The sequence below is a fragment of the Janthinobacterium lividum genome, from assembly GCF_011601275.1.
Taxonomy (GTDB): domain Bacteria; phylum Pseudomonadota; class Gammaproteobacteria; order Burkholderiales; family Burkholderiaceae_D; genus Janthinobacterium; species Janthinobacterium lividum_E.
In genome coordinates, this window is the sequence record NZ_JAAOLY010000009.1 from 113424 (window position 1) to 138139 (window position 24716).

At 61.9% G+C, this 24716-nt stretch carries 24 protein-coding genes and 1 riboswitch; of the genes, 15 read left to right on the plus strand and 9 right to left on the minus strand.

What is annotated here, in order from left to right; genetic code table 11:
* Position 1: 1 nt before the first annotated feature.
* The 10 genes from GYK42_RS15355 to GYK42_RS15400 all read left to right on the plus strand — a co-directional run bounded on the left by GYK42_RS15355 (position 2) and on the right by GYK42_RS15400 (position 8807).
* Positions 2-808 carry a response regulator gene (locus GYK42_RS15355; RefSeq protein ID WP_166448188.1) on the plus strand — a complete coding sequence of 269 codons (807 nt, stop codon included), beginning with the start codon at positions 2-4 and terminating at the stop codon, positions 806-808.
* A 38-nt stretch (positions 809-846) separates the two neighbouring features.
* Complete coding sequence (locus GYK42_RS15360; protein WP_166448189.1) at positions 847-1104, plus strand: hypothetical protein; 258 nt, start codon at positions 847-849, stop codon at positions 1102-1104.
* A gap of 83 nt (positions 1105-1187) precedes the next feature.
* Positions 1188-1303: riboswitch (TPP riboswitch) on the plus strand.
* A 79-nt stretch (positions 1304-1382) separates the two neighbouring features.
* Positions 1383-3296, plus strand: a complete 1914-nt coding sequence (thiC, locus tag GYK42_RS15365; RefSeq protein WP_166448190.1) for a phosphomethylpyrimidine synthase ThiC — start codon at positions 1383-1385, stop codon at positions 3294-3296.
* An 11-nt stretch (positions 3297-3307) separates the two neighbouring features.
* The gene (thiS, locus tag GYK42_RS15370; RefSeq protein ID WP_128141284.1) at positions 3308-3520 is read left to right on the plus strand and encodes a sulfur carrier protein ThiS; all 213 of its coding nucleotides are present in this window, start codon (positions 3308-3310) and stop codon (positions 3518-3520) included.
* Between the two features lie 157 nt (positions 3521-3677).
* Positions 3678-4472: a thiazole synthase gene (locus GYK42_RS15375; RefSeq protein ID WP_166448191.1), complete on the plus strand. Its 795-nt coding sequence runs from the start codon at positions 3678-3680 to the stop codon at positions 4470-4472.
* Positions 4473-4480: 8 nt separating this feature from the next.
* Complete coding sequence (gene thiD / locus GYK42_RS15380; protein ID WP_166448192.1) at positions 4481-5242, plus strand: bifunctional hydroxymethylpyrimidine kinase/phosphomethylpyrimidine kinase; 762 nt, start codon at positions 4481-4483, stop codon at positions 5240-5242.
* A 10-nt stretch (positions 5243-5252) separates the two neighbouring features.
* Entirely contained in the window at positions 5253-5864 is a 612-nt protein-coding gene (gene thiE / locus GYK42_RS15385) for a thiamine phosphate synthase (RefSeq protein ID WP_166448193.1), read from the plus strand.
* A gap of 78 nt (positions 5865-5942) precedes the next feature.
* The gene (locus tag GYK42_RS15390) at positions 5943-6575 is read left to right on the plus strand and encodes an ANTAR domain-containing response regulator (protein ID WP_034749164.1); all 633 of its coding nucleotides are present in this window, start codon (positions 5943-5945) and stop codon (positions 6573-6575) included.
* Positions 6576-6661: 86 nt separating this feature from the next.
* Positions 6662-7768, plus strand: coding sequence for an S-(hydroxymethyl)glutathione dehydrogenase/class III alcohol dehydrogenase (locus GYK42_RS15395; protein ID WP_152284325.1), 1107 nt, complete (start codon positions 6662-6664; stop codon positions 7766-7768).
* Positions 7769-7952: 184 nt separating this feature from the next.
* On the plus strand, positions 7953-8807 hold the full coding sequence (locus GYK42_RS15400; RefSeq protein WP_166448194.1) for a DUF4175 domain-containing protein: 855 nt from the start codon (positions 7953-7955) through the stop codon (positions 8805-8807).
* Between the two features lie 13 nt (positions 8808-8820).
* Here GYK42_RS15400 and GYK42_RS15405 read toward each other — a convergent pair whose 3' ends face one another.
* Together GYK42_RS15405 and GYK42_RS15410 are read right to left on the minus strand one after the other, a co-directional pair.
* Positions 8821-9345 (minus strand): GNAT family N-acetyltransferase, encoded by a 525-nt coding sequence (locus GYK42_RS15405; protein WP_166448195.1) that lies wholly within the window; start codon positions 9343-9345, stop codon positions 8821-8823.
* Positions 9342-9617: a hypothetical protein gene (locus GYK42_RS15410; protein WP_166448196.1), complete on the minus strand. Its 276-nt coding sequence runs from the start codon at positions 9615-9617 to the stop codon at positions 9342-9344. The genes GYK42_RS15405 and GYK42_RS15410 overlap by 4 nt, the downstream gene beginning before the upstream one ends.
* Before the next feature lie 108 nt (positions 9618-9725).
* Here GYK42_RS15410 and GYK42_RS15415 point away from each other — a divergent pair, with 108 nt between their 5' ends.
* Positions 9726-12035, plus strand: coding sequence for a UvrD-helicase domain-containing protein (locus GYK42_RS15415; protein WP_166448197.1), 2310 nt, complete (start codon positions 9726-9728; stop codon positions 12033-12035).
* Between the two features lie 169 nt (positions 12036-12204).
* Here GYK42_RS15415 and GYK42_RS15420 read toward each other — a convergent pair whose 3' ends face one another.
* From GYK42_RS15420 to GYK42_RS15430, 3 genes are all read right to left on the minus strand, one after another.
* Positions 12205-12996, minus strand: coding sequence for a BPSS1780 family membrane protein (locus GYK42_RS15420; RefSeq protein ID WP_166448198.1), 792 nt, complete (start codon positions 12994-12996; stop codon positions 12205-12207).
* Between the two features lie 2 nt (positions 12997-12998).
* On the minus strand, positions 12999-13955 hold the full coding sequence (locus GYK42_RS15425) for a homoserine kinase (RefSeq protein ID WP_166448199.1): 957 nt from the start codon (positions 13953-13955) through the stop codon (positions 12999-13001).
* Between the two features lie 84 nt (positions 13956-14039).
* Positions 14040-14435: a hypothetical protein gene (locus GYK42_RS15430; RefSeq protein ID WP_166448200.1), complete on the minus strand. Its 396-nt coding sequence runs from the start codon at positions 14433-14435 to the stop codon at positions 14040-14042.
* Positions 14436-14727: 292 nt separating this feature from the next.
* On the opposite strand from GYK42_RS15430, the gene polA reads away from it, so the two are divergent.
* Both polA and GYK42_RS15440 read left to right on the plus strand, forming a co-directional pair.
* The gene (polA, locus tag GYK42_RS15435) at positions 14728-17487 is read left to right on the plus strand and encodes a DNA polymerase I (RefSeq protein WP_166448201.1); all 2760 of its coding nucleotides are present in this window, start codon (positions 14728-14730) and stop codon (positions 17485-17487) included.
* 91 nt (positions 17488-17578) lie between these two features.
* The gene (locus GYK42_RS15440) at positions 17579-18463 is read left to right on the plus strand and encodes a dienelactone hydrolase family protein (protein ID WP_166448202.1); all 885 of its coding nucleotides are present in this window, start codon (positions 17579-17581) and stop codon (positions 18461-18463) included.
* A 190-nt stretch (positions 18464-18653) separates the two neighbouring features.
* Here the strand turns inward: GYK42_RS15440 and GYK42_RS29675 are convergent, their stop codons facing one another.
* Positions 18654-18797 carry a hypothetical protein gene (locus tag GYK42_RS29675; protein WP_346768098.1) on the minus strand — a complete coding sequence of 48 codons (144 nt, stop codon included), beginning with the start codon at positions 18795-18797 and terminating at the stop codon, positions 18654-18656.
* Between GYK42_RS29675 and GYK42_RS15445 the strand changes: the two genes are divergently transcribed.
* Both GYK42_RS15445 and GYK42_RS15450 read left to right on the plus strand, forming a co-directional pair.
* Positions 18742-19467, plus strand: a complete 726-nt coding sequence (locus GYK42_RS15445; protein WP_431190176.1) for a ZIP family metal transporter — start codon at positions 18742-18744, stop codon at positions 19465-19467. The two genes, GYK42_RS29675 and GYK42_RS15445, sit on opposite strands and share 56 nt — an antisense overlap.
* 258 nt (positions 19468-19725) lie before the next feature.
* Complete coding sequence (locus tag GYK42_RS15450) at positions 19726-21468, plus strand: ABC-F family ATP-binding cassette domain-containing protein (RefSeq protein ID WP_166448203.1); 1743 nt, start codon at positions 19726-19728, stop codon at positions 21466-21468.
* A 46-nt stretch (positions 21469-21514) separates the two neighbouring features.
* Here the strand turns inward: GYK42_RS15450 and GYK42_RS15455 are convergent, their stop codons facing one another.
* Genes GYK42_RS15455 through GYK42_RS15465 form a run of 3 tightly spaced genes read right to left on the minus strand, consistent with a single transcriptional unit; the run spans position 21515 to position 24461 of the window.
* Complete coding sequence (locus tag GYK42_RS15455; protein WP_166448204.1) at positions 21515-22366, minus strand: sulfurtransferase; 852 nt, start codon at positions 22364-22366, stop codon at positions 21515-21517.
* A gap of 13 nt (positions 22367-22379) precedes the next feature.
* Positions 22380-23303 carry a DMT family transporter gene (locus tag GYK42_RS15460; RefSeq protein ID WP_166448205.1) on the minus strand — a complete coding sequence of 308 codons (924 nt, stop codon included), beginning with the start codon at positions 23301-23303 and terminating at the stop codon, positions 22380-22382.
* 57 nt (positions 23304-23360) lie between these two features.
* Entirely contained in the window at positions 23361-24461 is a 1101-nt protein-coding gene (locus GYK42_RS15465) for an aromatic ring-hydroxylating oxygenase subunit alpha (RefSeq protein ID WP_166448206.1), read from the minus strand.
* Between the last annotated feature and the right edge of the window lie 255 nt (positions 24462-24716).

A 24716-nucleotide genomic window follows, 5' to 3' on the forward strand; every position in this document is an offset into this window, starting at 1 on the left:
CATGCTTCAAGCCACCGAGATTCTGAACGCCAGCATCCTCATCGTCGATGACCAGGAGGCGAACGTCATGCTGCTGGAACAGGTGCTGCGCAATGCCGGCTATACGCGCATCACTTCCACCATGGACCCGCAAGCCGTGCGCGCGCTGCACCAGCAGCACCGCTACGACCTGATCCTGCTCGACTTGCAAATGCCGGAAATGGATGGTTTTGAAGTCATGGAAGGCTTGCGCGACATCGAGGCGGGCAGCTATCTGCCCGTGCTGGTGATCACGGCCCAGCCCGGCCACAAGCTGCGCGCGCTGCAAGCGGGCGCCAAGGATTTCGTCAGCAAACCGTTCGACCTGGTGGAAGTGAAAACGCGCATCCACAACATGCTGGAAGTGCGCCTGCTGTACCAGAAGCTGGCCGAATACAACAAGTCGCTCGAGCAGATGGTGGAAGAGCGCACGGCGGAACTGCGCGAAAGCGAAGCGCGCTTCCAGCGCTTCACGGAACTGTCGTCCGACTGGTACTGGGAACAGGATGCGCAGGGCAATCTGACGCGCTTTTCCGGCCCCGTGGCTGAAATGCTGGGCATCGGCAGCGAGGAAGAGCCGCAGCGCTGGAACGCCACCGAGCGCGCCTTGCTCGACGCAAAAATCGCCGCGCGCGAACCGTTCCTCGACTTCATCTACAGCCGCACGAATGCGGATGGCAGCATGCAGTATCTGCAGGTCAGCGGCGAACCGATGTTCGACAATGGCAGCCGCTTCATCGGCTACCGCGGCATTGGCCTCGACGTCACGGAACGCCATCGCATCGGCTGATTTATACTCGGTGCTATCGATACTGATCAGGAAAAATCATGACTGACAAATCAAGGCCACAATACTGGTTCCCCGCCAAGACCTATGGCTGGGGCTGGGGCTTGCCCATCACCTGGCAGGGCTGGCTGGTGTTCCTGGCGGCGCTGGCGCTGTTCGCGTGCGGCGCCTTCCTGTTCCCGCCGCAAACCATGCTGGTCGGCTACATCGTCTATGAAGTGGCCATCGTTGCCGTGCTCATTTTCATCTGCCAGCTGAAGGGCCAACCGACCAGCTGGCGCTGGGGCAAGAAGAAGTAGAGCGATGTACAAAGACGACACCTGCAAGAAATCATCTGGCCACGCGACGTGAACCGCGTATAATTGGCTCGCTGCCGCAAGGCGGCAAACGCTAGGGGTCCTGCCTTTTGCTGTGGAAACACGGTGCAAGCGCGGGTGAGAAATACCCTCCGAACCTGATCTGGATAATGCCAGCGAAGGGAAGCTTTAGGATGAACGCACCCCGCCTTTCCGCGTGCGCAATTCCGAACCTCCTTAGCTGGCTCCAGGCTTAAAAATAGTCTAGCCAAGGAGCCAAAATGAACGCCAACCCGAAATTCCTCTCCGCCACCGCCACGGTCGACGAAGCCGCCATCGCGCCGCTGCCCAATTCGCGCAAGATCTATGTTGAAGGCAGCCGCCCCGACATCCGCGTGCCCATGCGCGAGATCAGCCAGTCCGACACGGAAGCGTCGTTCGGCGGCGAAAAGAATCCGCCGATCTACGTCTATGACACGTCCGGCCCGTACACGGATCCGGACGTGCAGATCGATATCCGCTCGGGCCTCGATACGCCGCGCCTGCCGTGGATCGTGGAACGTGCGGACACGGAAGAATTGCCCGGCCCCACCTCCGACTATGGCATCGCCCGCCTGGCCGACCCGAAGCTGGCCGAGCTGCGTTTCAATTTGCACCGCAAGCCGCGCCGCGCCATCGCCGGCAAGAACGTGACGCAAATGCACTACGCGCGCCAGGGCATCATCACGCCGGAAATGGAATACGTGGCCATCCGCGAAAACATGCGCCGCGGAGAGTACTTGAAAGAGTTAAAAGCCTCCGGCCCCATGGGCGAGCGCCTGGCCGATCTGATGGGCCGCCAGCATCCTGGCCAGTCGTTCGGCGCCAGCATTCCTGCGGAAATCACGCCGGAATTCGTGCGCGAGGAAATCGCCCGCGGCCGCGCCATCATCCCCGCCAACATCAACCACCCGGAAGTGGAACCGATGATTATCGGCCGCAATTTCCTCGTGAAAATCAACGCGAATATCGGTAACTCCGCCGTCACCTCGTCGATCGGCGAGGAAGTGGAAAAGATGACCTGGGCCATCCGCTGGGGTGGCGACAACGTGATGGATCTGTCCACAGGTAAACATATCCACGAGACGCGTGAATGGATCGTGCGCAACAGCCCCGTGCCGATCGGCACCGTGCCCATTTACCAGGCGCTGGAAAAGGTTAACGGCAAGGCCGAAGATTTAACTTGGGAAATCTTCCGCGACACCCTGATTGAGCAGGCCGAGCAGGGCGTCGACTACTTCACCATCCACGCGGGCGTGTTGCTGCGTTATGTGCCGATGACAGCCAAGCGCTTGACGGGCATCGTGTCGCGCGGCGGCTCCATCATGGCGAAATGGTGTCTGGCGCATCACCAGGAATCGTTCCTGTACACGCATTTCGAAGAGATTTGCGAAATCATGAAGGCGTACGACGTGTCGTTCTCGCTGGGCGACGGCTTGCGCCCCGGTTCCATCTACGACGCCAACGACGAGGCGCAGCTGGGTGAACTGAAAACCCTGGGCGAACTGACGCAAGTCGCCTGGAAGCACGATGTGCAAGTGATGATCGAAGGTCCGGGCCACGTGCCGATGCAGCTGATCAAGGAAAACATGGACTTGCAGCTGGAGCAGTGCGGCGAAGCGCCGTTCTACACCTTGGGGCCGCTGACGACCGATATCGCACCCGGCTACGACCACATCACGTCCGGCATCGGCGCGGCCATGATCGGCTGGTACGGCACGGCCATGCTGTGCTACGTGACGCCGAAGGAACACCTGGGCCTGCCCAACAAGGCCGATGTGAAAGACGGCATCATCACCTACAAGATTGCGGCGCACGCGGCCGACCTGGCGAAGGGCCATCCGGGCGCGCAAATCCGCGACAACGCCCTGTCGAAAGCCCGCTTCGAATTCCGCTGGGACGACCAGTTCAATATCGGCCTGGATCCGGACAAGGCGCGCGAATTCCACGATGAAACCCTGCCCAAGGATTCGGCCAAGGTGGCGCATTTCTGCTCCATGTGCGGCCCCCATTTCTGCTCGATGAAGATCACGCAGGAAGTGCGCGAATACGCGGCCGGCATGGGCATCGCGGAAGACAAGGCGCTCAAGCAGGGCATGGAAATCAAGGCCATCGAATTCATCAAGAACGGTGCCGAGCTGTACCGCAAGGTCTGAAGGAGAGCGTGATGCCTGCGTTCATCAACATCACGCTCAACGGCGCACCGCACCAGGTGCCGCCGGGGCAAACCCTGGATCAATTGATCGCCGCCCTGTCGCTGGAAAACCAGGCGCTGGCGCTGGCCGTCAACCGCAATGTCGTGCCGCGCAAGGCGTGGCCGGGACAGGTCTTGCAAACCCAGGATCAAGTGGAAATAGTCCGCGCCATCGGCGGCGGCTGAAAACGTCCAAGCAAACCTACTGCGCGTCGCGCTTTGCGGCCTGCGATGCTCACCGGCTCGGCGCCCCCGTGCTCAAGCACGGGGGCGCGTCTCGGCCACAAAGCATCGCCGCTCGCTACGGTTTTCTTCGAACGTTTAAAAACTTAAGGAAAAGCACATGAATACCGCAACAAACGACGACCTGCTGACCATCGCAGGCAAACAGTATCAATCGCGCTTGCTGGTCGGCAGCGGCAAGTACAAGGATTTGCCGCAGACGCGTGTAGCGACGGATGCGGCCGAGGCGCAGATCATCACGGTGGCGATCCGCAGGGTAAATATCGGCCAGGATCTGAACGCGCCCAGCCTGCTCGACTTCGTGCCGCCCGACCAGTACACGATTTTGCCGAATACGGCCGGCTGCTACAACGCCAAGGACGCCGTCTATACCCTGCAACTGGCGCGCGAGCTGCTGGGCGGGCGCAATCTCGTGAAACTGGAAGTGCTCGGTGACGAAAAGACCTTGTTTCCGCACATGCCGGAAACGTTGATTGCGGCAGAAGCGCTGGTCAAGGATGGCTTTGATGTGATGGTGTACTGCAGCGACGACCCGATCCAGGCGAAGATTCTGGAAGACATCGGCTGCGTGGCCGTCATGCCGCTCGCGTCCCTGATCGGCTCGGGCATGGGCATCTTGAACCCGTGGAACTTGTCGCTGATCATCGACCAGGCGAAAGTGCCCGTGCTCGTCGATGCTGGCGTGGGCACGGCGTCGGATGCTGCCATTGCCATGGAGCTCGGTTGCGATGGCGTGCTGATGAATACGGCCATTGCAGGCGCGCGCGACCCCGTACGCATGGCGCATGCGATGAAGCTGGCCGTGCGGGCCGGACGCGAAGCGTTTCTGGCGGGACGCATGCCGCGCAAGTTTGCCGCATCGCCGTCGTCGCCGATGGCGGGCCGCCTGGCGTGAGGGCGCCGATGCGCCGCACTGTGCTCGTGTTTGCCGGCGCGGACCCATCGGGCGGCGCCGGTATCGCCGCCGATATCGTGGCGATTGCCGCGCAGGGCGGGCATGCCTTGCCCGTCATCACGGCGCTGACGGTGCAGGACAACGACCGCGTCTTTGGCGTCGAGCCGGTGGCGCCGGAATTGCTGCGCCGGCAGGCGCAGGCGTTGATCGACAAGGTTGTCATCGATGCCGTGAAGATCGGCATTCCCGGCAGCGCCGCGAATGCGGCCGTCATTGCGCAACTGGTCCGTCAATTGCGGCTGGCCCACCCAGGCTTGCCTGTGGTGCTCGATCCCGTGCTGGCCAGCGGCCATGGCGACGTGCTCAGCCGGGACGATGCCGTACTGGCGCTGGCGCCCTTGTTGCCGGTGACTACCGTGATCGTACCGAACGGGCCGGAAGCGCTGGCTCTCGGCGGCGTAGAAAACTTGCGCGCGCAAGGCTGTCGGAACGTGCTGGTGACGGGCGGCCACGGCGAAGGCGAGATGATCGTCAACCGCTGGTTTGACGCCGACGGCAGGGAGCAAGCGTGGCGCTGGCCGCGCTTGCCTGGCGCTTTCCACGGCAGCGGCTGCACTTTGGCGTCCGCTATCGCGGCTTACCTGGCACAAGGCGTGCCGATGCAAGAGGCGCTCGATGGCGCTCAAAGTTATTGTCATGCGGCCCTGTCCGACGCGTATGCGATAGCGCCAGGTCAGCTGATACCGCAACGATTCATTCAAATTCAATAAGGAAAACATCATGCGTGGACTGTATCTGGTCACCCCGAACTGGGACGACACCGACCGCCTGCTCGACGTGAGCGAGCAAGCCTTGCAGGAAGGCGTGGCCCTGCTGCAATACCGCCACAAGAGCGCCGACGCGGAGCAGCGGCGCGAACAGGCTGGCGCCTTGCTGGACCTGGCCCGCAAGTATGGCGTGCCTTTCATCATCAACGATTTTATCGAGCTGTGCGAAGAGCTCGATGCGGACGGCGTGCATGTGGGCGGCACGGATGCGTCCGTGGCGCAGGTGCGCGCGCGGCTGGGCAAGGACAAGATCGTCGGTGCCTCGTGCTATGGCGACATGGCATTGGCAAGGGCGGCTGAGGCGGGCGGCGCCAGCTATGTGGCCTTCGGCGGCTTTTATCCGTCGCTGGTGAAAAAGTACCCGGTCACGACGCCGCTGGACATCGTGCTGCAGGCGAAACGCGAGATTGCCTTGCCCTGCGTGGTGATCGGCGGCATGACGCCGGAGAACGCCGCGCCGCTGGCCGTGCGCGGGGCCGACATGGTGGCGGCCATCAGCAGCGTCTATCAGGCGGACGATGTGAATATTGCGGTGCAGCAATTCAATCACTTGTTTGCGGCGTGAGCATGGACGTGCAGGGCTGGTTTGGGGGAATAATCGGCATATAATAAGAACATCATTCATTACCGAGGTCCCCCACCCATGAGCCAGCCAGCCGCCGCGAAACGCCTTATCCTGATCGTTGACGATGACCAGCTCCTGTTGGAGTTCCTCGGCGAAGTCCTGCGCCATGCCGGCTACGAAACAGCCCTGGCCCATTCGGCCGAAGTGGCGCTGCAGCTGATCGCCCAGCGCGAGCCGGACCTGGCCTTGCTCGACATCCACATGCCGGGCATGTCCGGGCTGGAACTGGCCAAGCGCCTGCATGGCGAAACGGCCGTGCCGTTCATGTTCCTGTCCGGCAGCGGCGACAGCGAATCGGGCAAGCAGGCGGCCGCCTACGGCGCCGTCGGTTACGTGGTGAAACCCGTCGATGAAGGCCGCTTGATGCCCGCGTTCGAAGCGGGCCTGGCCCGTGCCGATGAAATCCGCCAGCTGCGCCGCACGGAACTGAACCTGAACGCGGCGCTGGCCGCCGGTCGCGAAACGAGCCTGGCAGTCGGTTTGCTGATGGGAAAATTCCAGACGGACCGCAACACGGCCTTCGAAGTGTTGCGCGACCATGCCCGTTCCAGCCGCCGCAAGATCAATGAAATCGCCAGCCAGTTGCTGCTGGCCGAGGAAACCCTGAACGGCTTGCACGGTGCGTTCTTGAACCGCGCGAAAACCAAGTAAGCGTTTTCCTGGCGCCTGCTTTGTTATGATGTGGCGATACGGCGCGCTGGCGCGCCCGGTTCAACCATACACAGCACAGGACACACATGAAAACCAAAGCAGCGATTGCATGGAAGGCCGGCGCGCCTTTGACCATCGAAGAAGTCGACCTGGCCGGCCCGCGCGAGGGTGAGGTACTGGTCGAGATCAAGGCCACGGGCATTTGCCACACGGATTATTACACCCTGTCGGGCGCCGATCCGGAAGGCATCTTCCCGTCCATCCTGGGCCATGAAGGCGCCGGCATCGTCGTCGACGTGGGTCCGGGCGTGAAAAGCCTGAAAAAGGATGACCACGTCATTCCCCTGTACACACCGGAATGCCGCCAGTGCAAATTCTGCCTGTCGCAAAAAACCAACTTGTGCCAGTCGATCCGCTCGACCCAGGGCCGCGGCCTGATGCCGGACGCCACCTCGCGCTTTTCCATCGACGGCAAGCCCATCTTCCATTACATGGGCACGTCCACCTTCTCCAACTACATCGTCGTGCCGGAAATCGCCCTGGCGAAGATCCGCGAAGATGCGCCATTCGACAAGGTTTGCTACATCGGCTGCGGCGTCACCACCGGCGTGGGCGCCGTGCTGTTTACGGCCAAGGTGGAAGCGGGCGCCAACGTGGTCGTGTTCGGCCTGGGCGGCATCGGCTTGAACGTGATCCAGGCGGCCAAGATGGTCGGCGCCGACAAGATCATCGGCGTCGACATCAATCCGGCCCGCCAGGAAATCGCGCGCAAGTTCGGCATGACGCATTTCGTCAACGCCAACGAGGTGGAAAACGTGGTCGACACCATCGTGCAGCTGACGGACGGCGGCGCCGACTATTCGTTCGAATGCATCGGCAACACCACCACCATGCGCCAGTCGCTCGAGTGCTGCCACAAGGGCTGGGGCCAGTCCATCATCATCGGCGTGGCGGCGGCTGGCCAGGAAATTTCCACCCGTCCATTCCAGCTGGTGACGGGGCGCGTGTGGAAAGGCTCCGCTTTCGGTGGCGCGCGCGGCCGCACGGACGTGCCGAAGATCGTCGACTGGTATATGGAAGGCAAGCTCAATATCGACGATTTGATCACGCACCGCTTGAAGCTCGACGACATCAATCAGGGCTTCGACCTGATGAAAAGCGGTGAATCGATCCGCTCCGTCGTGCTGTACTAATACATTACGCCGTACCACGGCGTTTTTGCGGAGGCTGCGGCCTCCGTTTTTTTTGCCCGGCGTTCCATCCATCGTCCGTGTCTGCCATCCAGGCCGGTCTTTTTGCAGCCTGTCGCATCGCGCTGGAGCCATGCTCCATGCGCCGTTAAAGTCAAGGCTCCACTACTTTTGCGACGAGGCAGCCATGTCCACTTCCCACCGTTTGATCCTCAGCCTGGCCGGTATTCTGATCGGCGGCAGCGCGCTGGCTGTGCAGCCGCCCGAGCCGCCCGCGCCACCGGCCCCGCCGGCCGCACCCAGCAAGCAGATCAATATTTCCATGGGCAGCGGCGACGGTTATGCGCTCGTCGACAGCCGCAAGGATAGCGTCACCATGGCCGGCACCGATGTCGATGGCCAGCAGATCAAGCAGTTGAAACAGTCCGTCAAGGGCCAGTTCCTGTGGTTCCGCGACCAGGGCAAGAGTTATGTGACGCAGGATGCCGCATTGCTGGCCCGGGTCAGCGAAGCCTGGAAACCATCGCAGCAGCTGGGTGAACAGATGGGCAACCTGGGCAAGCAGATGGGCGAGCATGGCAAGGCGATGGGCGAACTGGGCAGCAAGATGGGCGCCCATGGCGCGGCGCAGGCGAACGGCGGCACGCGCGATGCGGAGCAGTCGCAGGCGCTGGGCCGCCAGCAGCAGGAACTGGGCCGCAAGATGGGCGAGGCGGCGCGCCGCCAGGCGCAGGCGACTACGGAGACGGCGCGCCGCGCGGCCGGACGCGAGGTGGAACGCTTGCAGCAGCAGATGGAAGATGCGCAGGACGCCATGGAAGAGGCCAACGACCGCATCGCCGCCGCGCACGAGCGCGAAGCGAGCAAGGTGGACGCGCTGTCGCGCCAGATGGACCAGCGCGGCAAGCCGATGGAAACCTTGGGCAAGCAAATGGAAGCGCTGGGACGCCAGCAGGAAAAGGCATCGAAGGCAGCCGACAAGACCACGCGCCAGGTGATCGCCCAGGCGCTCAGCGAAGGCAAGGCAAAACTGGTGCGTTAAGCGCCGTGCTGAATCAGCGCGCCAGCGGCTTGCGCATCAGGCAGCGCAGCGCCGGATCGTGTCCGTCCTGTGCTTCGCGCGCCAGCTTGCGCGCGTGGCCCGGACCCAGCGTCGCGGCATCGATTTCGCTGAAACCGTGGCGCGCATAGTAGGGCCCGTTCCATGGCAGGTGGCGATACGTGCTCAGTGTCAGGCAGGCGCAGCCCAGCGCCCGGGCATGGTCCGCCGCCGCGTCGAGCAGGCGCGCGCCCAGTCCCTGCCGTTGCTGCGGCAGCGCGACCGATAATTCCACGATGAACAGCTGGCCATCGAGCGCTTCGGCCGCCAGAAAGCCGACGGGCGTATTGTGTCCATCGGCGGCCACCCACAGGCCGCCTTCGTGCCATAGCTCCTGTAATGTGCATAAGGGCAAGGTTTCCCCTTGCGCCAGCCACGCCAGTTGTTCTCCGGCCTGGGCAAACAGGGCCGCGGCGCTGCGTTCGACCCGGGCCAGCAAGGGCAGGTCGGCGCCGGTGGCCGCACGGATGGTGTAGCTCATGGCGTATTCCACACGGCGGCCACGGCGCGATATTGCGCTGGCAACTGCTGCATGGCTTCGTCCTCGCTGGCATACACGTCATCCTGCACGGTTTCCCACTGCGCGTCGCAGCTGAAACGGTACACGCGCGCTTCGTCTGCGTAGCGGCACAGGGCCAGGCCGTGGATGGCGACGGGGGCGGCGCCGCCTTCACTGGCGACGTGGCCGAAGGGCAGGTCGGACCAGGCCCAGGCCAGTACGCGGGCGCCGTCGAGATGGGTAGGTGGTGTCATGGGATGCAGGCCGCTGTGTCGGGATACCGATTGTAGCGCGCGTGGGTAAAATGCCGCGACCGCTGGACAAATGCACAGTATTTTTAGCCATGCCGGTATAATCACGGGATGCAAAATCTTCTTCACAACCTCAATCCCGAACAATTGGCTGCCGTCACCTTGCCGGCGCAACATGCGCTGATCCTGGCAGGCGCCGGTTCGGGCAAGACCCGCGTGCTGACCACCCGCATCGCGTGGCTGATCCAGACCCAGCAGGTATCGCCGCCCGGCATCCTGGCCGTGACGTTTACCAATAAAGCCGCCAAGGAAATGCTCACGCGCCTGTCGGCCATGCTGCCGATCAATACGCGCGGCATGTGGATCGGTACTTTCCACGGCCTGTGCAACCGCTTGCTGCGCACGCATTACCGCGACGCGGCCTTGCCGCAAACGTTCCAGATCCTCGACTCGCAGGATCAATTGTCGGTGATCAAGCGCTTGTTGAAGGCGAACAATATCGATGATGAAAAATTCCCGCCGAAGACGGTGATGTATTTCATCAACAACGCCAAGGATCAGGGCTTGCGCGCCACGGACGTGGAAGCGTACGACGCGCACGAGCGCAAGATGGTCGAGCTGTACCAGCTGTACGACGACCAGTGCCAGCGCGAAGGCGTCGTCGATTTTGCGGAATTGCTGTTGCGCACGTACGAATTGCTGAGCCGCAACCAGCCGCTGCGCGAACACTATCAGGCCCGTTTCCGCCACATTCTGGTGGACGAGTTCCAGGATACGAATAACCTGCAATACAACTGGTTGAAATTGCTGGCCGGCCATGGCAGCCGCGATGGCGGCGCCCTGTTTGCCGTCGGCGACGATGACCAGAGCATCTACGCGTTCCGCGGCGCCAACGTGGGCAATATGAGCGCCTTTGAGCATGAGTTCCAGGTGAAGAACTTGATCAAGCTGGAGCAGAACTACCGCTCGCACGGCCACATCCTCGACAGCGCCAACGTGCTGATCGCGAACAACAGCAAGCGCCTGGGCAAGAATCTGCGCACGGACGCGGGCCATGGCGAGCAGGTGCGCGTGTATGAAGCCAGTTCCGATCTGCAGGAAGCGCAGTGGATCATCGAAGAGGCGAAAAGCCTGATCGCCGACGGCGCCTCGCGCAGCGAAATCGCGATTTTGTACCGCTCGAATGCGCAGTCGCGCGTGATCGAACATGCGCTGTTTTCGGCCGCGATTCCGTATCACGTGTATGGCGGCCAGCGCTACTTCCAGCGCGCCGAGGTCAAGCATGCGATTGCCTATTTGCAATTAATGGACAATCCGCACAACGATTCGGCCTTCCTGCGCGTGGTGAACTTCCCCACGCGCGGCATCGGCATGCGCTCGATCGAGCAATTGCAGGCCGCATCGGAACAGTACGGCATTTCGCTGTACGCATCCGTGCCGTATGTGGCGGGCAAGGCCGGCAGCGTGCTGGCCGGCTTCGTCAAGCTGATCGAAGGCGTGCGTTTCGAAACGCAGCAATTGTCCCTGCCGGAAATGGTGCGCGTGGTACTGGAAGCGAGTACCTTGCTGCAGCATTACCAGAATGAAAAGGAAGGCGCCGACCGCATCGAAAATCTGGAGCAGATGGTCAGCGCGGCCAGCCAGTTCATTTCCGAAGAAGGTTTTGGCCAGGGCGCACCGGCCCACCTGGGGCCTGCCGCCCAGGCGCAGTCGGGCGCGCCTGTTGTCAACCAGGATGGCATCGAAATCCTGGACGCAGACGCGCCGCTGCCGGCCGTGATGTCGCCGCTCTCCGCCTTCCTGTCGCACGCGTCGCTGGAAGCGGGTGACAACCAGGCGCAGGCGGGCCAGGATGCGCTGCAGATGATGACGGTGCACTCGGCCAAGGGCCTGGAATTCGACAACGTGTTCATCACGGGCCTGGAAGAGGGTCTGTTCCCGCACGAAAGCAGCTCGAAGGAAGACAACGGCGTGGAAGAGGAACGCCGGCTGATGTACGTGGCGATCACGCGCGCGCGCAAGCGGCTGTACATGAGCTTTTCACAGACGCGCATGCTGCACGGCCAGACGCGCTACAACATGAAGTCGCGCTTCTTCGACGAATTGCCGGAAGAATCCTTGAAATGGCTGTCGCCGAAGGTGCAGGCGAACTGGTTCGGCAACCGCAAGTCGGCCTGGGACGAGGCGCCTAGAGTGGCCAGCCTGGGGTCGGACAATGCGATTGCGCAAAAAATTGCGCAGAAAGCCACGGGCGGCGGCTGGCGCATCGGCGAATCCGTGGCGCACGCCAAGTTCGGCGAAGGCGTGATCGTCAACATCGAAGGCGGCGGCGGCAATGCGCGCGCGCAAATCAATTTTGGCCAGCACGGCATGAAGGTGCTGGACCTGGGGATTGCGAAGCTGGAACGTCTGGGACGGTAATGTGGAACGCGGGATGGCTGACGATGGCGTCGGATTACGCCTTCGGCTAATCCGACCTACGCCTGGAACGGTGATCTGGTCTGGCGCGTAGGTCGGATTAGCGCAGCGTAATCCGACAACATTGTTGGCCTCGCAGCGTCGGATTACGCGGCGTACGTCTGGCCGGTGATCACTCTTCGGTCTTGTCCAGCGACACCGTCTTGCTCTCATCGAGGGGCAGGCCGAAGATCTGCCGATAGGCGGCGTAGAACGAGCAATGCATGATGATGGTGAGGATCATCGACAGCGGCATCATCAGCTGCATCATCAGCTGCGTGCGGCCAAAGATAACGGCCAGCAACTGGCTGGTGACGACGCTGATGGCGAACCACGTGCTGGCAAAGACGATGAAGGCTGACAGCGAGCGCCAGACGGCGAAAAAGCTGAAGAACAGCGCCTTGCCCAGGCTGATGCGTTGCCAGTAGATCAGCGGCGCCGCAAAGCAGAAGGCCATGGCGGCCGGCACGTACATCGCGATGGCCAGCAGGATGCCCAGGCCCAGGCGCGATTCGGGGATGGCGGCGCGCGCCGCTTCTTCCGTCAGTTGCCCGGTGACCAGTTGCCACAGCAAGCCGCCGTCCACCAGGGTCGAGGCGCCGATGGCGACGATGGCCATGAGGATGTACAGCACGCCCAGGCCCAGCAGGGATGGAAAGGCGGGCTTGCGAAAGCCCGAGATCAAGAGGCTGGGCAGGACGCGCTTGCCCTGGTCGATATTCAGGCAGCCTTGCACGAAGGCGACGGAAAACACGGGCACGAGGATGACGGGCAGTAACTGGCCGAGCACGGGCACGATGCTGACGGCCAGCATGCAGAACATATAGCCGAGAAACAGCATCGACATGCCGCCAGGTTGCTTGCGAAACAGGGCGAAGCCTTGTTTCACCCATTGCCAGCCTGTACTTGCAGGTAATTTTTCCATGTTTAAAACAATTCCGGAGCAGGTGTGGCAATACGTTCGCGCAGAATGCGTTCGAAATGCGTGGGATCGTGCGGGGTCAGCATTTCCGCTTCGCGCGGCTGGTAATAATCGTACAGGCGCGACAGCCAGAAGCGCAGCGCGGCGGCGCGCAGCATCGGTTGCCATGCCGTCTGTTCTTCATGCGTGAATGGTCGCGCGGCCTGGTAGGCGTCGAGCAGGGCGCGCACGCGCACCGTGTCGAGCACGCCCGTGGCCAGGTCCACGCACCAGTCGTTGACGGTGACGGCCACGTCGAACAGCCAGGTGTCGCAGCCGGCAAAGTAAAAGTCGAAAAAGCCCGTCAGGCGCTCGCCGTCGAACATGACGTTGTTGCGGAACAAGTCGGCATGCACGGGGCCGCGCGGGATGGCTTTATAGGTATCGCAGGCAGCGAAGGCGTCCTGGAAATGAATTTCCGCGCGCAGCAAATGCGCTTTGGCGTCGTCGAGGTGGGGCAAGACCAGCGGCGTGGTGGCGTTCCACCAGTCCAGTCCACGCAAATTCGGCTGCTGCAGGGGGAAGTCCTGCGCCGCCAGGTGCATCTTCGCCAGCATGGCGCCGACGGCCGCGCAATGCACGGCTTGCGGCGCCATCTGCGAGCTGCCGTCGAGTTTGCTGACGATGGCGGCCGGCTTGCCTTGCAAGGCCGTCACCAGTTCGCCGTCCGCATTGGCGATCGGCGCCGGCACCAGCACGCCCCGGTCCGCCAAATGGCGCATCAGTTGCAGATAGAACGGCAATTGCTCGAAGCTGAGGTTTTCAAAGATCGTCAGCACGTACTCGCCGCGCTCCGTGCTCAAGAAAAAGTTGCTGTTTTCGATGCCGGATGCGATGCCCTTGAGCGCCAGAGGTTTGCCAAGTGGAAACTGCGTGATCCACTGGCCGATATCGTCCAGGTGTAGCGCGGTAAAAACTGCCATGGGAAAGAGGGGATTGGTCTAAATGGTCAAAAAAAAGCCGGCTGCCCCGCAAGTGGCCGGGGCAGGGCAGAAGAGAGTGGCTGCTTACTTCGCTGGTGTGGGCGGTGCTGGCGCGTCCGCTGCCTCTTCGTCGCGTTGTTTCTGTTTCTTCTTGCCCAGATCGAATTCCAGCACTTTCCATTGCGGGCCGCGCAGGGCGCCGTTGTGGGCTTGGTCGCCGCCAGCGGCCGGCTTCATGTAATAGGTGCTGCCGCCGCTCGTGACTTTGACTTCGGACGTTACGCCCGCTTCGCGTTTTTCGGTAATCTGCTGCTTGGCTGCCGCTGGCGCCACGGTGATGGGCGCTTCGCCCATTTCCTCGATACGTTCGAGTTGCGGCGGCGCGTCGCTCGGTTTGGCCGGCGTCTGGGCGCTGGCGATGGCCGAACATGCCAGCAGGGGCAGGGCGAGGAATGTCCAGAGTGTCGATGTACGCATCATGATGGGTTCGCTTCCATGTGTGGGACTGCAGCGCGTGCAGTGGTGTAATGCCGTCAATTTATCTATAAGGCATTGTAACAAACTGGTAGGCAATGCTGTTTAAATGAGCGGAAATGGCTGGCAACGGCAGCCTGCGCGCCCGCACGGGGTCGCCAAGTTGCTAAAAACGCCAGGAACGGCACGCATTGCAGCCGGTGGCGCGGCCCTAAACTCTGCGATAATTGTGCGATATTCCGCCCGTTCGCCGCTGTGTCTTCCCGGCTGGCGCGGCTCACCTTATTTTATTGGCATTATGCAAAACACCCTGCTGTTAGTCGACGGTTCCAGTTACCTTTATCGTGCCTTCCATGCGCTGCCCGACCTGCGCAGCCCGGATGGCTATCCCACGGGCGCCATGCACGGCATGGTCAACATGCTGCGCCGTTTGCGCGCCGATTTCCCGGCCGCTTACATCGCCTGCGTGTTCGATGCCAAAGGTAAAACTTTCCGCGACGACATGTATCCCGAATACAAGGCCACGCGCGCCTCGATGCCGGACGACCTGCGCTTGCAGATCGAACCGATCCACGAAGCCGTGCGCGCCATGGGCTGGCCGATCCTGATGGTCGACGGCGTGGAAGCGGACGACGTGATTGGGACTTTGGCCGTGCAGGCCGCTGCCGCCGGCATGAACGTGGTGGTGTCCACGGGCGACAAGGACCTGGCGCAGCTGGTCAACAGCCAGGTGACCCTGATCAATACCATGAGCAATGAAAAGCTCGACGAAGCGGCCGTGCTGGTCAAATTCGGCGTGCCGCCGAACCGCATCATCGATTACCTGTCGCTGATCGGCGATACGGTGGACAACGTGCCGGGCGTATCGAAATGCGGCCCGAAGACGGCCGTCAAATGGCTGACCTTGTACGACAGCCTGGAAGGCGTGATGGAAAACGCGGCCAGTGTGGGCGGCGCCGTGGGGGAAAACCTGCGCACGGCCCTGCCATGGCTGCCGCAGGCGCGCGCCTTGATCACCGTCAAGACCGATTGCGATTTATCCGGGCACATGACAACGATCGCCGACTCGCTGGTGGCGAAGCAGGAAGACAAGGAAGCGCTGCTGGCTTTCTTCAACCGCTACGGCTTCAAGGCCCTGCTGCGCGAACTGGGCGCCGCGCCGCCGCCGATGTCGCCGGTCGGCGCGCCTGTTGCTGGTGGCGCTGCCAGCAACACGACGGGCGACATGTTCGCCGATGCCGTGCCAGCGGCGGAAGCCGTGTACGAAACCGTGCTGACGGATGAACAGCTGGACAAATGGATCGCCCTGATCGATGCGGCGCCCTTGACCGCCGTCGACACGGAAACCACGTCGCTGGAACCGATGACGGCGCAAATGGTCGGCATTTCCCTCTCGGTGGCAGAGCACGCCGCCTGTTACATTCCGCTGGCCCACGACTACGCGGGCGCGCCGGAACAGTTGACGCGCGAACACGTGCTGGCGAAACTGCGCCCGTGGCTGGAAGATGCAAACAAGCCCAAGCTGGGCCAGAACCTCAAGTATGACAGCCACATCTTCGCCAACCACGGCGTGACCTTGCGCGGCATCGCCCACGATACCCTGCTGGAATCGTATGTGTTCGAGTCGCACAAGAAACACGACATGGACAGCCTGGCCCTGCGCCACCTGAACTACACGACGATCCCGTTCGAGGACGTGTGCGGCAAGGGCGCCAAGCAGATTACCTTCAACCAGGTGGAAGTGGAGCAGGCGGCGAAATATGCGGCCGAGGACGCCGACGTTACCTTGCGCCTGCACAATGCCATGTGGGGCAATGTGGCGAACGATGACAAGCTGACCTTCATCTATGAAAAGATCGAGATGCCGACGGCCGTGGTCTTGCAAAAGATCGAACGCAACGGTGTGCTGATCGATGACGAATTGCTCAACATCCAGTCGGCCGAGCTGGCCGTGAAGATTTTAGAGTTGGAAAAGAAGGCGTATGAACTGGCCGAGCAGCCGTTCAACCTGGGTTCGCCCAAGCAGATCGGCGAGATTTTCTTTGAGAAGCTGAAGCTGCCGGTGGTCAAGAAAACCCCGACGGGCGCGCCGTCGACGGATGAGGAAGTCTTGCAAAAGCTGGCCGAGGATTATCCATTGCCCAAAGTGCTGCTGGAATACCGCGGCATGGCCAAACTGAAGTCGACCTATACCGATAAATTGCCGAAGATGATCAACGTCACGACGGGCAGGGTGCATACGAACTATGCGCAAGCCGTGGCCGTGACGGGACGATTGGCGTCGAACGACCCGAACTTGCAGAATATTCCCATCCGCAGCGCGGAAGGGCGCCGCATCCGTGAAGCCTTTATTGCGCCGCCCGGCAGCCACATCGTCTCGGCCGACTATTCGCAAATTGAATTGCGCATCATGGCGCATATCTCGGGCGACGAAGCCATGTTGCGCGCATTTGCCGACGGCATCGACATTCACCGCGCCACGGCGGCCGAAATCTTTGGCGTGCCGGCCGCGGAAGTACAAAGCGAGCAGCGCCGCTACGCCAAGGTCATCAACTTCGGTTTGATTTACGGCATGAGCGCGTTCGGCCTGGCCGGTAACTTGGGCGTGGACCGCACGGCCGCGCAAAGCTATATCGACCGTTACTTCGCGCGTTTTTCTGGCGTGAAACAGTACATGGAAGACACGCGCCAGCAAGCGAAGGCGCGCGGCTACGTGGAAACCGTGTTTGGCCGCCGTCTGTGGCTGCCGGAAATCAATTCGCCGAACGGCCCGCGCCGCCAGGGCGCGGAACGGGCGGCGATCAACGCGCCGATGCAGGGCACGGCCGCCGACCTGATCAAGCTGGCCATGATCGCCGTGCAAGGCTGGCTGGAAACGGACAACTTGCAGACGAAGATGATCATGCAGGTGCACGATGAACTGGTGCTGGAAGTGCCGGACGCCGAGCTGGAATTGGTCAAGCGCAAGCTGCCGGAACTGATGGCGGGCGTGGCCGACCTGAAAGTGCCTTTGATCGCCGAGGTGGGCGTCGGCAAAAATTGGGACGAAGCGCATTAACAATGTGACATAGCAGCAATGACCGTAGGTCGGCTTAGCGCGCAGCGCGTAAGCCGACATTTTTTGTCAACACACCTTTCAGGAGAAACGCATGAGCGACATGATCACCGATTGTGAAAGTTTGCTGGGCCAGAGCAGCTTGTCCGGGCCGGATGGCCGGCGTGGCTTCCTGAAGGTGGCGCTGGGCACGGGCTTTGCGGTGGCCGTGCTGCCCGTGGCGGCGCAAAACGTCATCAAGACGGATTCCGCCGGGCTCGTCACGGGCAGCATGTCGGTGATGGTCGATGGCCAGGCCGTGCCCGTGTATGCGGCCCAGCCGGAAGGCAAGACGGGTTTGCCCGTGGTATTGGTCATTTCGGAAATCTTTGGCGTGCATGAACATATCGCCGACATGGCGCGCCGCTTCGCCAAGCAGGGCTACCTGGCCTTGGCGCCTGATCTGTTCGTGCGCCAGGGCGACCCGACCAAAGTGGGCAGCATCCCGGAGTTGATGAAAGGCATCATCGCCAAGACGCCGGACGCGCAGGTGATGGCGGATCTCGACGCTGTCGTTGCGTGGGCGAAACAGAATGGCGGCGATACGAGCCGCCTGGGCATCACGGGTTTTTGCTGGGGCGGGCGCATCACGTGGCTGTACGCGGCGCACAATCCGGCCGTCAAGGCGGGCGTGGCCTGGTATGGCCGTCTGGTGGGCGAGCCGACTGCCTTGCAACCGAGCAACCCCATCGATATCGCCGCTACCTTGAAAGTGCCCGTGTTGGGCTTGTATGGCGGCAAGGATACGGGCATCACGCAGGAGTCGATCGGCAAAATGAAAGACGCGCTGGCCAAAGGCGGCAACAAGTCCGAATTCGTCGTGTACCCCGATGCGGGCCACGCCTTTAATGCCGATTACCGCCCCAGCTATGTGGCGGCCGATGCAAAAGACGGCTATGCGCGCTGTCTGGACTGGTTCAAAAAGCATGGTGTTGCCTGAGGTTGCAACAAAAAACAGCTGATTTCTTCAATCATGACGCGAAAGGCGCAGCGGGCTGTAAAATGCCCGGTGCGCGCCAATGCAGTACAATTGCATCTTCATCGCGCGACGCTGCCGCCAAACGCGCAAAAAATTAAATAACAAATAACATCGCATGCATCAGGCCAGACGCCGGCATCGCGGGCGCCAGTCAACCGGCGCCATTTTGAGGTAAGAAAATCATCGATCCCGTCCTTATATCCATTTTGCTCGCGACCACGATTGCGGGCGTCTTCAGCATTACTGCGGCGGCGATCTTTTCGTTTGCATTCCTGTCCAAGGTGGTCGAGCGCATGGTCAGCTTGTCCGTCGGCATCATGTTGTCGACGTCCCTGCTGCACGCCCTGCCCGAAGCGTTCGAGTCGCAGGCCGACCCGCGCAGCCTGTTCGCCACCCTGCTGGCGGGCTTGCTGGCCTTCTTCATGCTGGAAAAATTCGCCATCCTGCGCCATTCGCACCACCACGAAGGCGACGGCCACCACCATGCGCACGGCCACGACAAGCACGAGGCAGGCAAGGCCGGCTGGATGATCCTGGTCGGCGACGGCATGCACAATTTTACGGACGGCATTTTGATCGCCGCCGCCTTCCTGGCCGACCCGAAGCTGGGCCTGGTTACGGGCCTGGCCATCATCGCGCATGAAATCCCGCAGGAAATCGGCGACTTCATCGTGCTGCTCAACGCCGGCTTCTCGCGCCTGCGCGCCTATATCTTTAACCTGCTGTGCAGCCTGATGGCCGTGGCCGGCGGCCTGCTCGGCTATTTCACCCTGGACCGCGCCAGCAATCTGATCCCGTATGTGCTCGTGTTCGCCTCGTCCGGCTTCATCTATATTGCCCTGTCCGACCTGATGCCGCAGATGCAGCGCCGCGCCACCTTGCGCGAAACCATCCCGCAAGTGCTCTTGATCGCGCTGGGCGTGTGCATCGTGCTGTTCCTGACGCACAAGCGCCACGGCGGTTGATGTCGGGCACTGCCGGGTGTAGTATTGCCTTTCTGACTAACTTGCACAGAAAGGAGGAAAATATGGAAATTTTTATGCTCGCCCTATGGGATGCGCGTTCTTTAAGCGCATTTGCCAGCTCTTGCCCACGTTCTATCGCGCTGCGATAACCGGGTCAGAGCAAAGTCACCCCTCTCATATAGAGTCTTTCTCGGCTCATGGTTGTCGTTAGCGCTCCTGTTAACGCGGATGCTTGCATCCCGAACAAAGACAAGAGCCATGACTACCCTTATCTCGACACAAGCTTTACAACTCGATACCCACGACGGTTTCCTGTTCAATGAACTCGCCTTTACCTTGCGCCAGGGCGACCGCATCGGCCTGATCGGCCACAATGGCTGCGGCAAATCCACCTTGCTGGGTCTGCTCAGCGGCACGCGGGAAGCCACGTCCGGCACCATCCATTACGCCCGTGCCTGCCGCTTGCAGCACGTGGAACAGCATTTACCGGCTGAACTTGCCAGCCTGAGCTTGTACGACGCCTTGCTGGCGCCCGTGCTGGACCAGCCGGAACTGCATTGGCGGGTCGACAGCCTGCTGGCCGAGCTGGGCTTCGAGCAGGGGACGGCGCACGTGCCCGTGCATGCGCTGTCCGGCGGCCAGCACACGCGGCTGCTGCTGGGGCGCGCGCTGCTGCAGGAGCCCAACGTGCTGCTGCTCGACGAACCGAGCAATCATCTGGATTTGCCCTCGCTGCTGTGGCTGGAGCAATTTTTGCTGCGCTGGCGCGGCGCCTTCATCCTCGTCTCGCACGACCAGCGCCTGCTCGACAACGTGGCCACGCGCAGCTGGATACTGCGCGATGCGCGCCTCTACGATTTCGAGCTGCCGTGCGGCCCCGCGCTGGCGGCGCTGGCCGAAATGGACGTGGCCGCGGCCGCCAGGCATGCGGCCGAACAGAAGGAAATCGACCGACTGGCCGTCAGCAGCACCCGTTTGGCGCTGTGGGGCCGCACTTACGACAATGAAGACCTGGCGCGCAAGGCCAAGACCATGCAGCGGCGCATCGATAAATTAAAGGAGGCGCAATCGTTCGTCAGCGACGGCGCGCCGTGGTGCTTGCGCTTGCGCGGCAAGGCGCTGGCGGCCGACCAGCTGCTGGCGCTCGATGGCTTGGACGTGCGCGCCGTGCCGGCCTCGCCGCTGCTGTTCCAGGTCGGCCAGCTGTGGCTGAAACCGGGCGAGCGGGTCGCCTTGCTGGGCGCGAATGGCAGCGGCAAGTCGTCGCTGCTGCGCCTGTGCTGGCAAGCGATACAGGCGCAGCAGGAGCGCGGCGACCTGCGCTACCACCGCGCCGCCCATATCGGCTATTACGACCAGTCGCTCAAGCAACTGGCCGACGAGGCCGATTTGTGCGACGCGCTGTATCCGTTTGCCGTGCAGAACGAGGCCGCGCGCAGCCAGGTGGCGCGCAAGCAGGCGCTGATTGCCGCCGGTTTCCCGTATGCGCGCCATGGCCAGACGGTGGCGACCCTGAGCGGCGGCGAGCGGGCGCGGCTGCTGTTCCTGGGCCTGTCCCTGGCCAGCTATCATTTATTGTTGCTCGATGAACCCAGCAACCACCTGGACATGCAGGGCAAGGCGGAACTGGGGCAAGCCTTGCGCGGCTTTGAAGGGGGCTGTCTGCTGGTGTCGCACGACCGCGACCTGATCGAGATGGCCTGCAACCGTTTTTGGGTGGTGGCCGATGGCGGGCTGGAAGAGTGGCCGGACGCCGCCAGCGCGTATGCGCGGTTGAGCGCGGAAGATGGACAGGCGCCGGTAGCCGCGACGCACGTGGAGCTCGTGTCGCCTGTTTCAGCGCAAGCGGATGTCGATGTGCAATTGGAGCGCCTGTGCGAACTGGAGCAGTTGCTGGCGGAAGACCTGGCCAGGAAACCGCGCCACCAGAAGCCGGCCAGCCAGCAGGCGTGGCAGGCGGAACTGGAACGCTTGAATCAGGCGCTGGGGATAACGTCGTAGTTATCCCCAAGTGAAAAAATGGCGGACCATCTGGTCCGCCATTTTTTTAATTCCCCGTCGCCACGGGCCGCGCCGGATCGGCGCACCATTCGCTCCACGAACCCGGATATAGGGCCGCACCAGGCAAGCCGGCTACTTCCATGGCCAGCAGGTTGTGGCACGCCGTCACGCCGGAGCCGCACTGCAGGATGGCCGCTTGCGACGTAGCGATCAGGGCGCTGAAGTCCTGTTTCAATGCCTCGGCGCTCTTGAAGCGCCCGTCCGCCTGCAGGTTATCCTTGAAGAAACGGTTCTTCGCGCCGGGGATATGGCCGCCGACAGGGTCGATGGTTTCATTTTCGCCCCGATAACGGTCGGGGGCGCGCGCGTCGATGACGGTCAGCGCCTGCGTGTCGAGGTTGGCGACGACGTCCTGCACGCTGACCGTGCGTGTCAGGCTGGCTTTTTCCGTGATGTTGCCGACAGGGCGCGGTGCTACCGGCGTGACCAGCGGCAAACCTTGCGCCTGCCAGGCGGCCAGGCCGCCGTCGAGCACGGCCACGTTCGGGTGGCCCACCCAGCGCAGCAGCCACCACAGACGGGCGGCGAACATGCCGCCCTGGCCGTCGTAGGCGACCACTTGCGTGTCGTCATCGATGCCCCAGCCGCGCAGGGTGGCCAGCAGCGCATTGCGCTCGGGCAGCGGATGGCGTCCTGTAAAGTCCGCGCCGCGCGCCGTCTTGGGGCCGGACAGGGCCGTGTCGATATCGGCGAACTGCGCGTTCTGGAGGTGGCCGGCGGCAAACGCATCGCTGCCCGCTGCCGGATTGAGCAAGTCGTGGCGGCAATCGAGGATCACCCAGTTGCTGTCGTTCAGATGGCTGGCCAGTTCGCTGGCCTGGATCAAGGTCGTGTACATCGAAAACGCTCCTTTACACTTCGCTGGCGATGGGATCCGTGCGCGCGATGGCGGCGCCACGGGCCGTGTTGCGGGTATTGTAATAGGTTGCCGCGATGCCCGAGGCGAGAATGATGCCGATGCCGGTCCAGCCGTGCCAGTCGAACAGGTCGCCAAAGATCACCACGCCCCAGAAGCTGGAAAAGACGATGCCTGTGTATTGCAGGTTGGCCACTACCAGGGTCTTGCCCAAGCGATAGGCGCGCGTCATGGCCATCTGCGCCATGGTGGCGCACAGGCCGATGGCGGCCAGCAAGCCGATGCCGTAGCCGCTCGTATGCGCATGCCAGACGACGGGACCGCCGCCGGCGCTGGCCACGTGGCCGATCACGCCGGCGAGGAAATTGACGACCGAGAAATAAAATACGACCCGGTATTCAGGTTCGCCCAGCAAGCCCAGCTTGCGCACCTGCAAGTAGGCGAGGGCCGACAGCATGCCGGAAATCAAGGCCGTGATGGCGCCGGCCGCCTGGTCCGTTTCGAACACGGGCTGCAGCAGCAGGGTCACGCCGACAAAGCTCATGGCAATGGCCGCCACCAGCGGCCACTCGACCTGTTTCATGCCTTTCCACCAGCCGCCGGCCAGCAGGATCACGGCGATCCAGATGGGCGCCATGTAGTTGAGCGTCATGGCCGTGGCCAGCGGCAGGATGGCGATGGCGTAAAACCACAGCCACAGGGCGATCACGCCCACCACGCCGCGCCACAGATGTTGGCCCGGCATCGTGGTTTTAAAACTGCCGCCTTGGTACAGAATCGTGCAGCTCATGACGATCATGCCGATGATGCCGCGGTACATGACGATTTCGGACGTCGAATACATATCCGACGCCAATTTGACGCACACGCCCATGATGGCGAACATAAAGCTGGCAAACAGCATCCAAAGTGACTGCATGAGTAAATCCTGACGATGAAAATGAAAAAGGGCCGCGCAGTGCGGCCCTTGAGGGAATTACAGTTCGATATTGCTGCGGTACCACTCGTGGAAGTGCTGCATGCCGTCTTCCATCGGCGACTGGTAAGGGCCCACTTCGCTCACGCCGCGCGCCATCAGGGCCTTGCGGCCGGCATCCATGCGCTGGGCGATTTCATCGTCCTCGACGCAGGTTTCCATGTAGGCAGCCCGTTCCGCTTCGACGAAGTCGCGCTCGAACAGCACGATTTCTTCCGGATAATAGAACTCCACCACGTTGCGCGTCTTTTGCGGGCCATCGGGCCACAGGGTCGAGACGACGAGCACATGCGGATACCATTCCACCATGATGTTCGGATACAGGGTCAGCCAGATGGCGCCATACGGCGGCGCTTCGCCGCCACGGAATTGCAGCACCTGCTCTTGCCATTTCTTGTAGGCGGGCGAACCGGCTTGTTGCAAGCCGCGGTGCACGCCCACCGTCTGCACGCTGTAATCCTTGCCGAATTCCCAGCGCAGGTCGTCGCAGCTGACGAAGCTGCCCAGGCCCGGGTGGAACGGTTCGACGTGATAATCCTCGAGGTAGACTTCGATGAAAGTCTTCCAGTTGTAGTCGCACTCGTGGATTTCCACGTGGTCGAACATGTAGCCGGAAAAATCGAGGTCTTTCGAGACGGACAAATCTTTCAATTTTTCCATCACGTTGTAGCCATTCTGTTCGAACAGCAAGCCATTCCAGCTTTGCAGCGGCGTTTTCGACAGGTTCAGGCACGGCGTCTCGGGGAAATGCGGCGCGCCGATCAATTCACCCTTGAGGTCATAAGTCCAGCGGTGCAGCGGGCACACGATATGGTTCGCGTTGCCACGGCCGTTGTACATCAGCGCCTGCCGGTGGCGGCACACGTTGGACAGCACTTCGATGCCGTTGGCATTGCGCACGAGCATGCGCCCTTCGTTCTCAGACGCCAGGGTCGCAAAATCGCCGGTTTCCGGCACCATCAGCGCATGCCCGACGTAGCGCGGGCCGGCTTGGAACAATTGCTGCATTTCACGCTGCAACAGCGTTTCGTCAAAATAGACGTGGACCGGAAGTTGCGCGTTTGAGCGCGCCAGCTTGGCGTGAGTAGCCAGATCGGACATCCCAACCCCCCATAAATGTACAACGGTCAGCAGTGCCCCAAGCCCTTGCCTGGACAACCGCTACAGAGAGAAAGAATCCGCAAAGACCTGAATTCAAATTTGTTGAAACGGTATTTCGGACAGAACCGGCGATTATAGCGCGGATCCGGCCTCGACATTGCCAAAACCCCCAGCAATTGGCGCACTTTAATGAGAAACGTTGTCATTTACCGCGCTATTTCCGCCAGATGGGGGCGATTGGACTAAAATTCACTG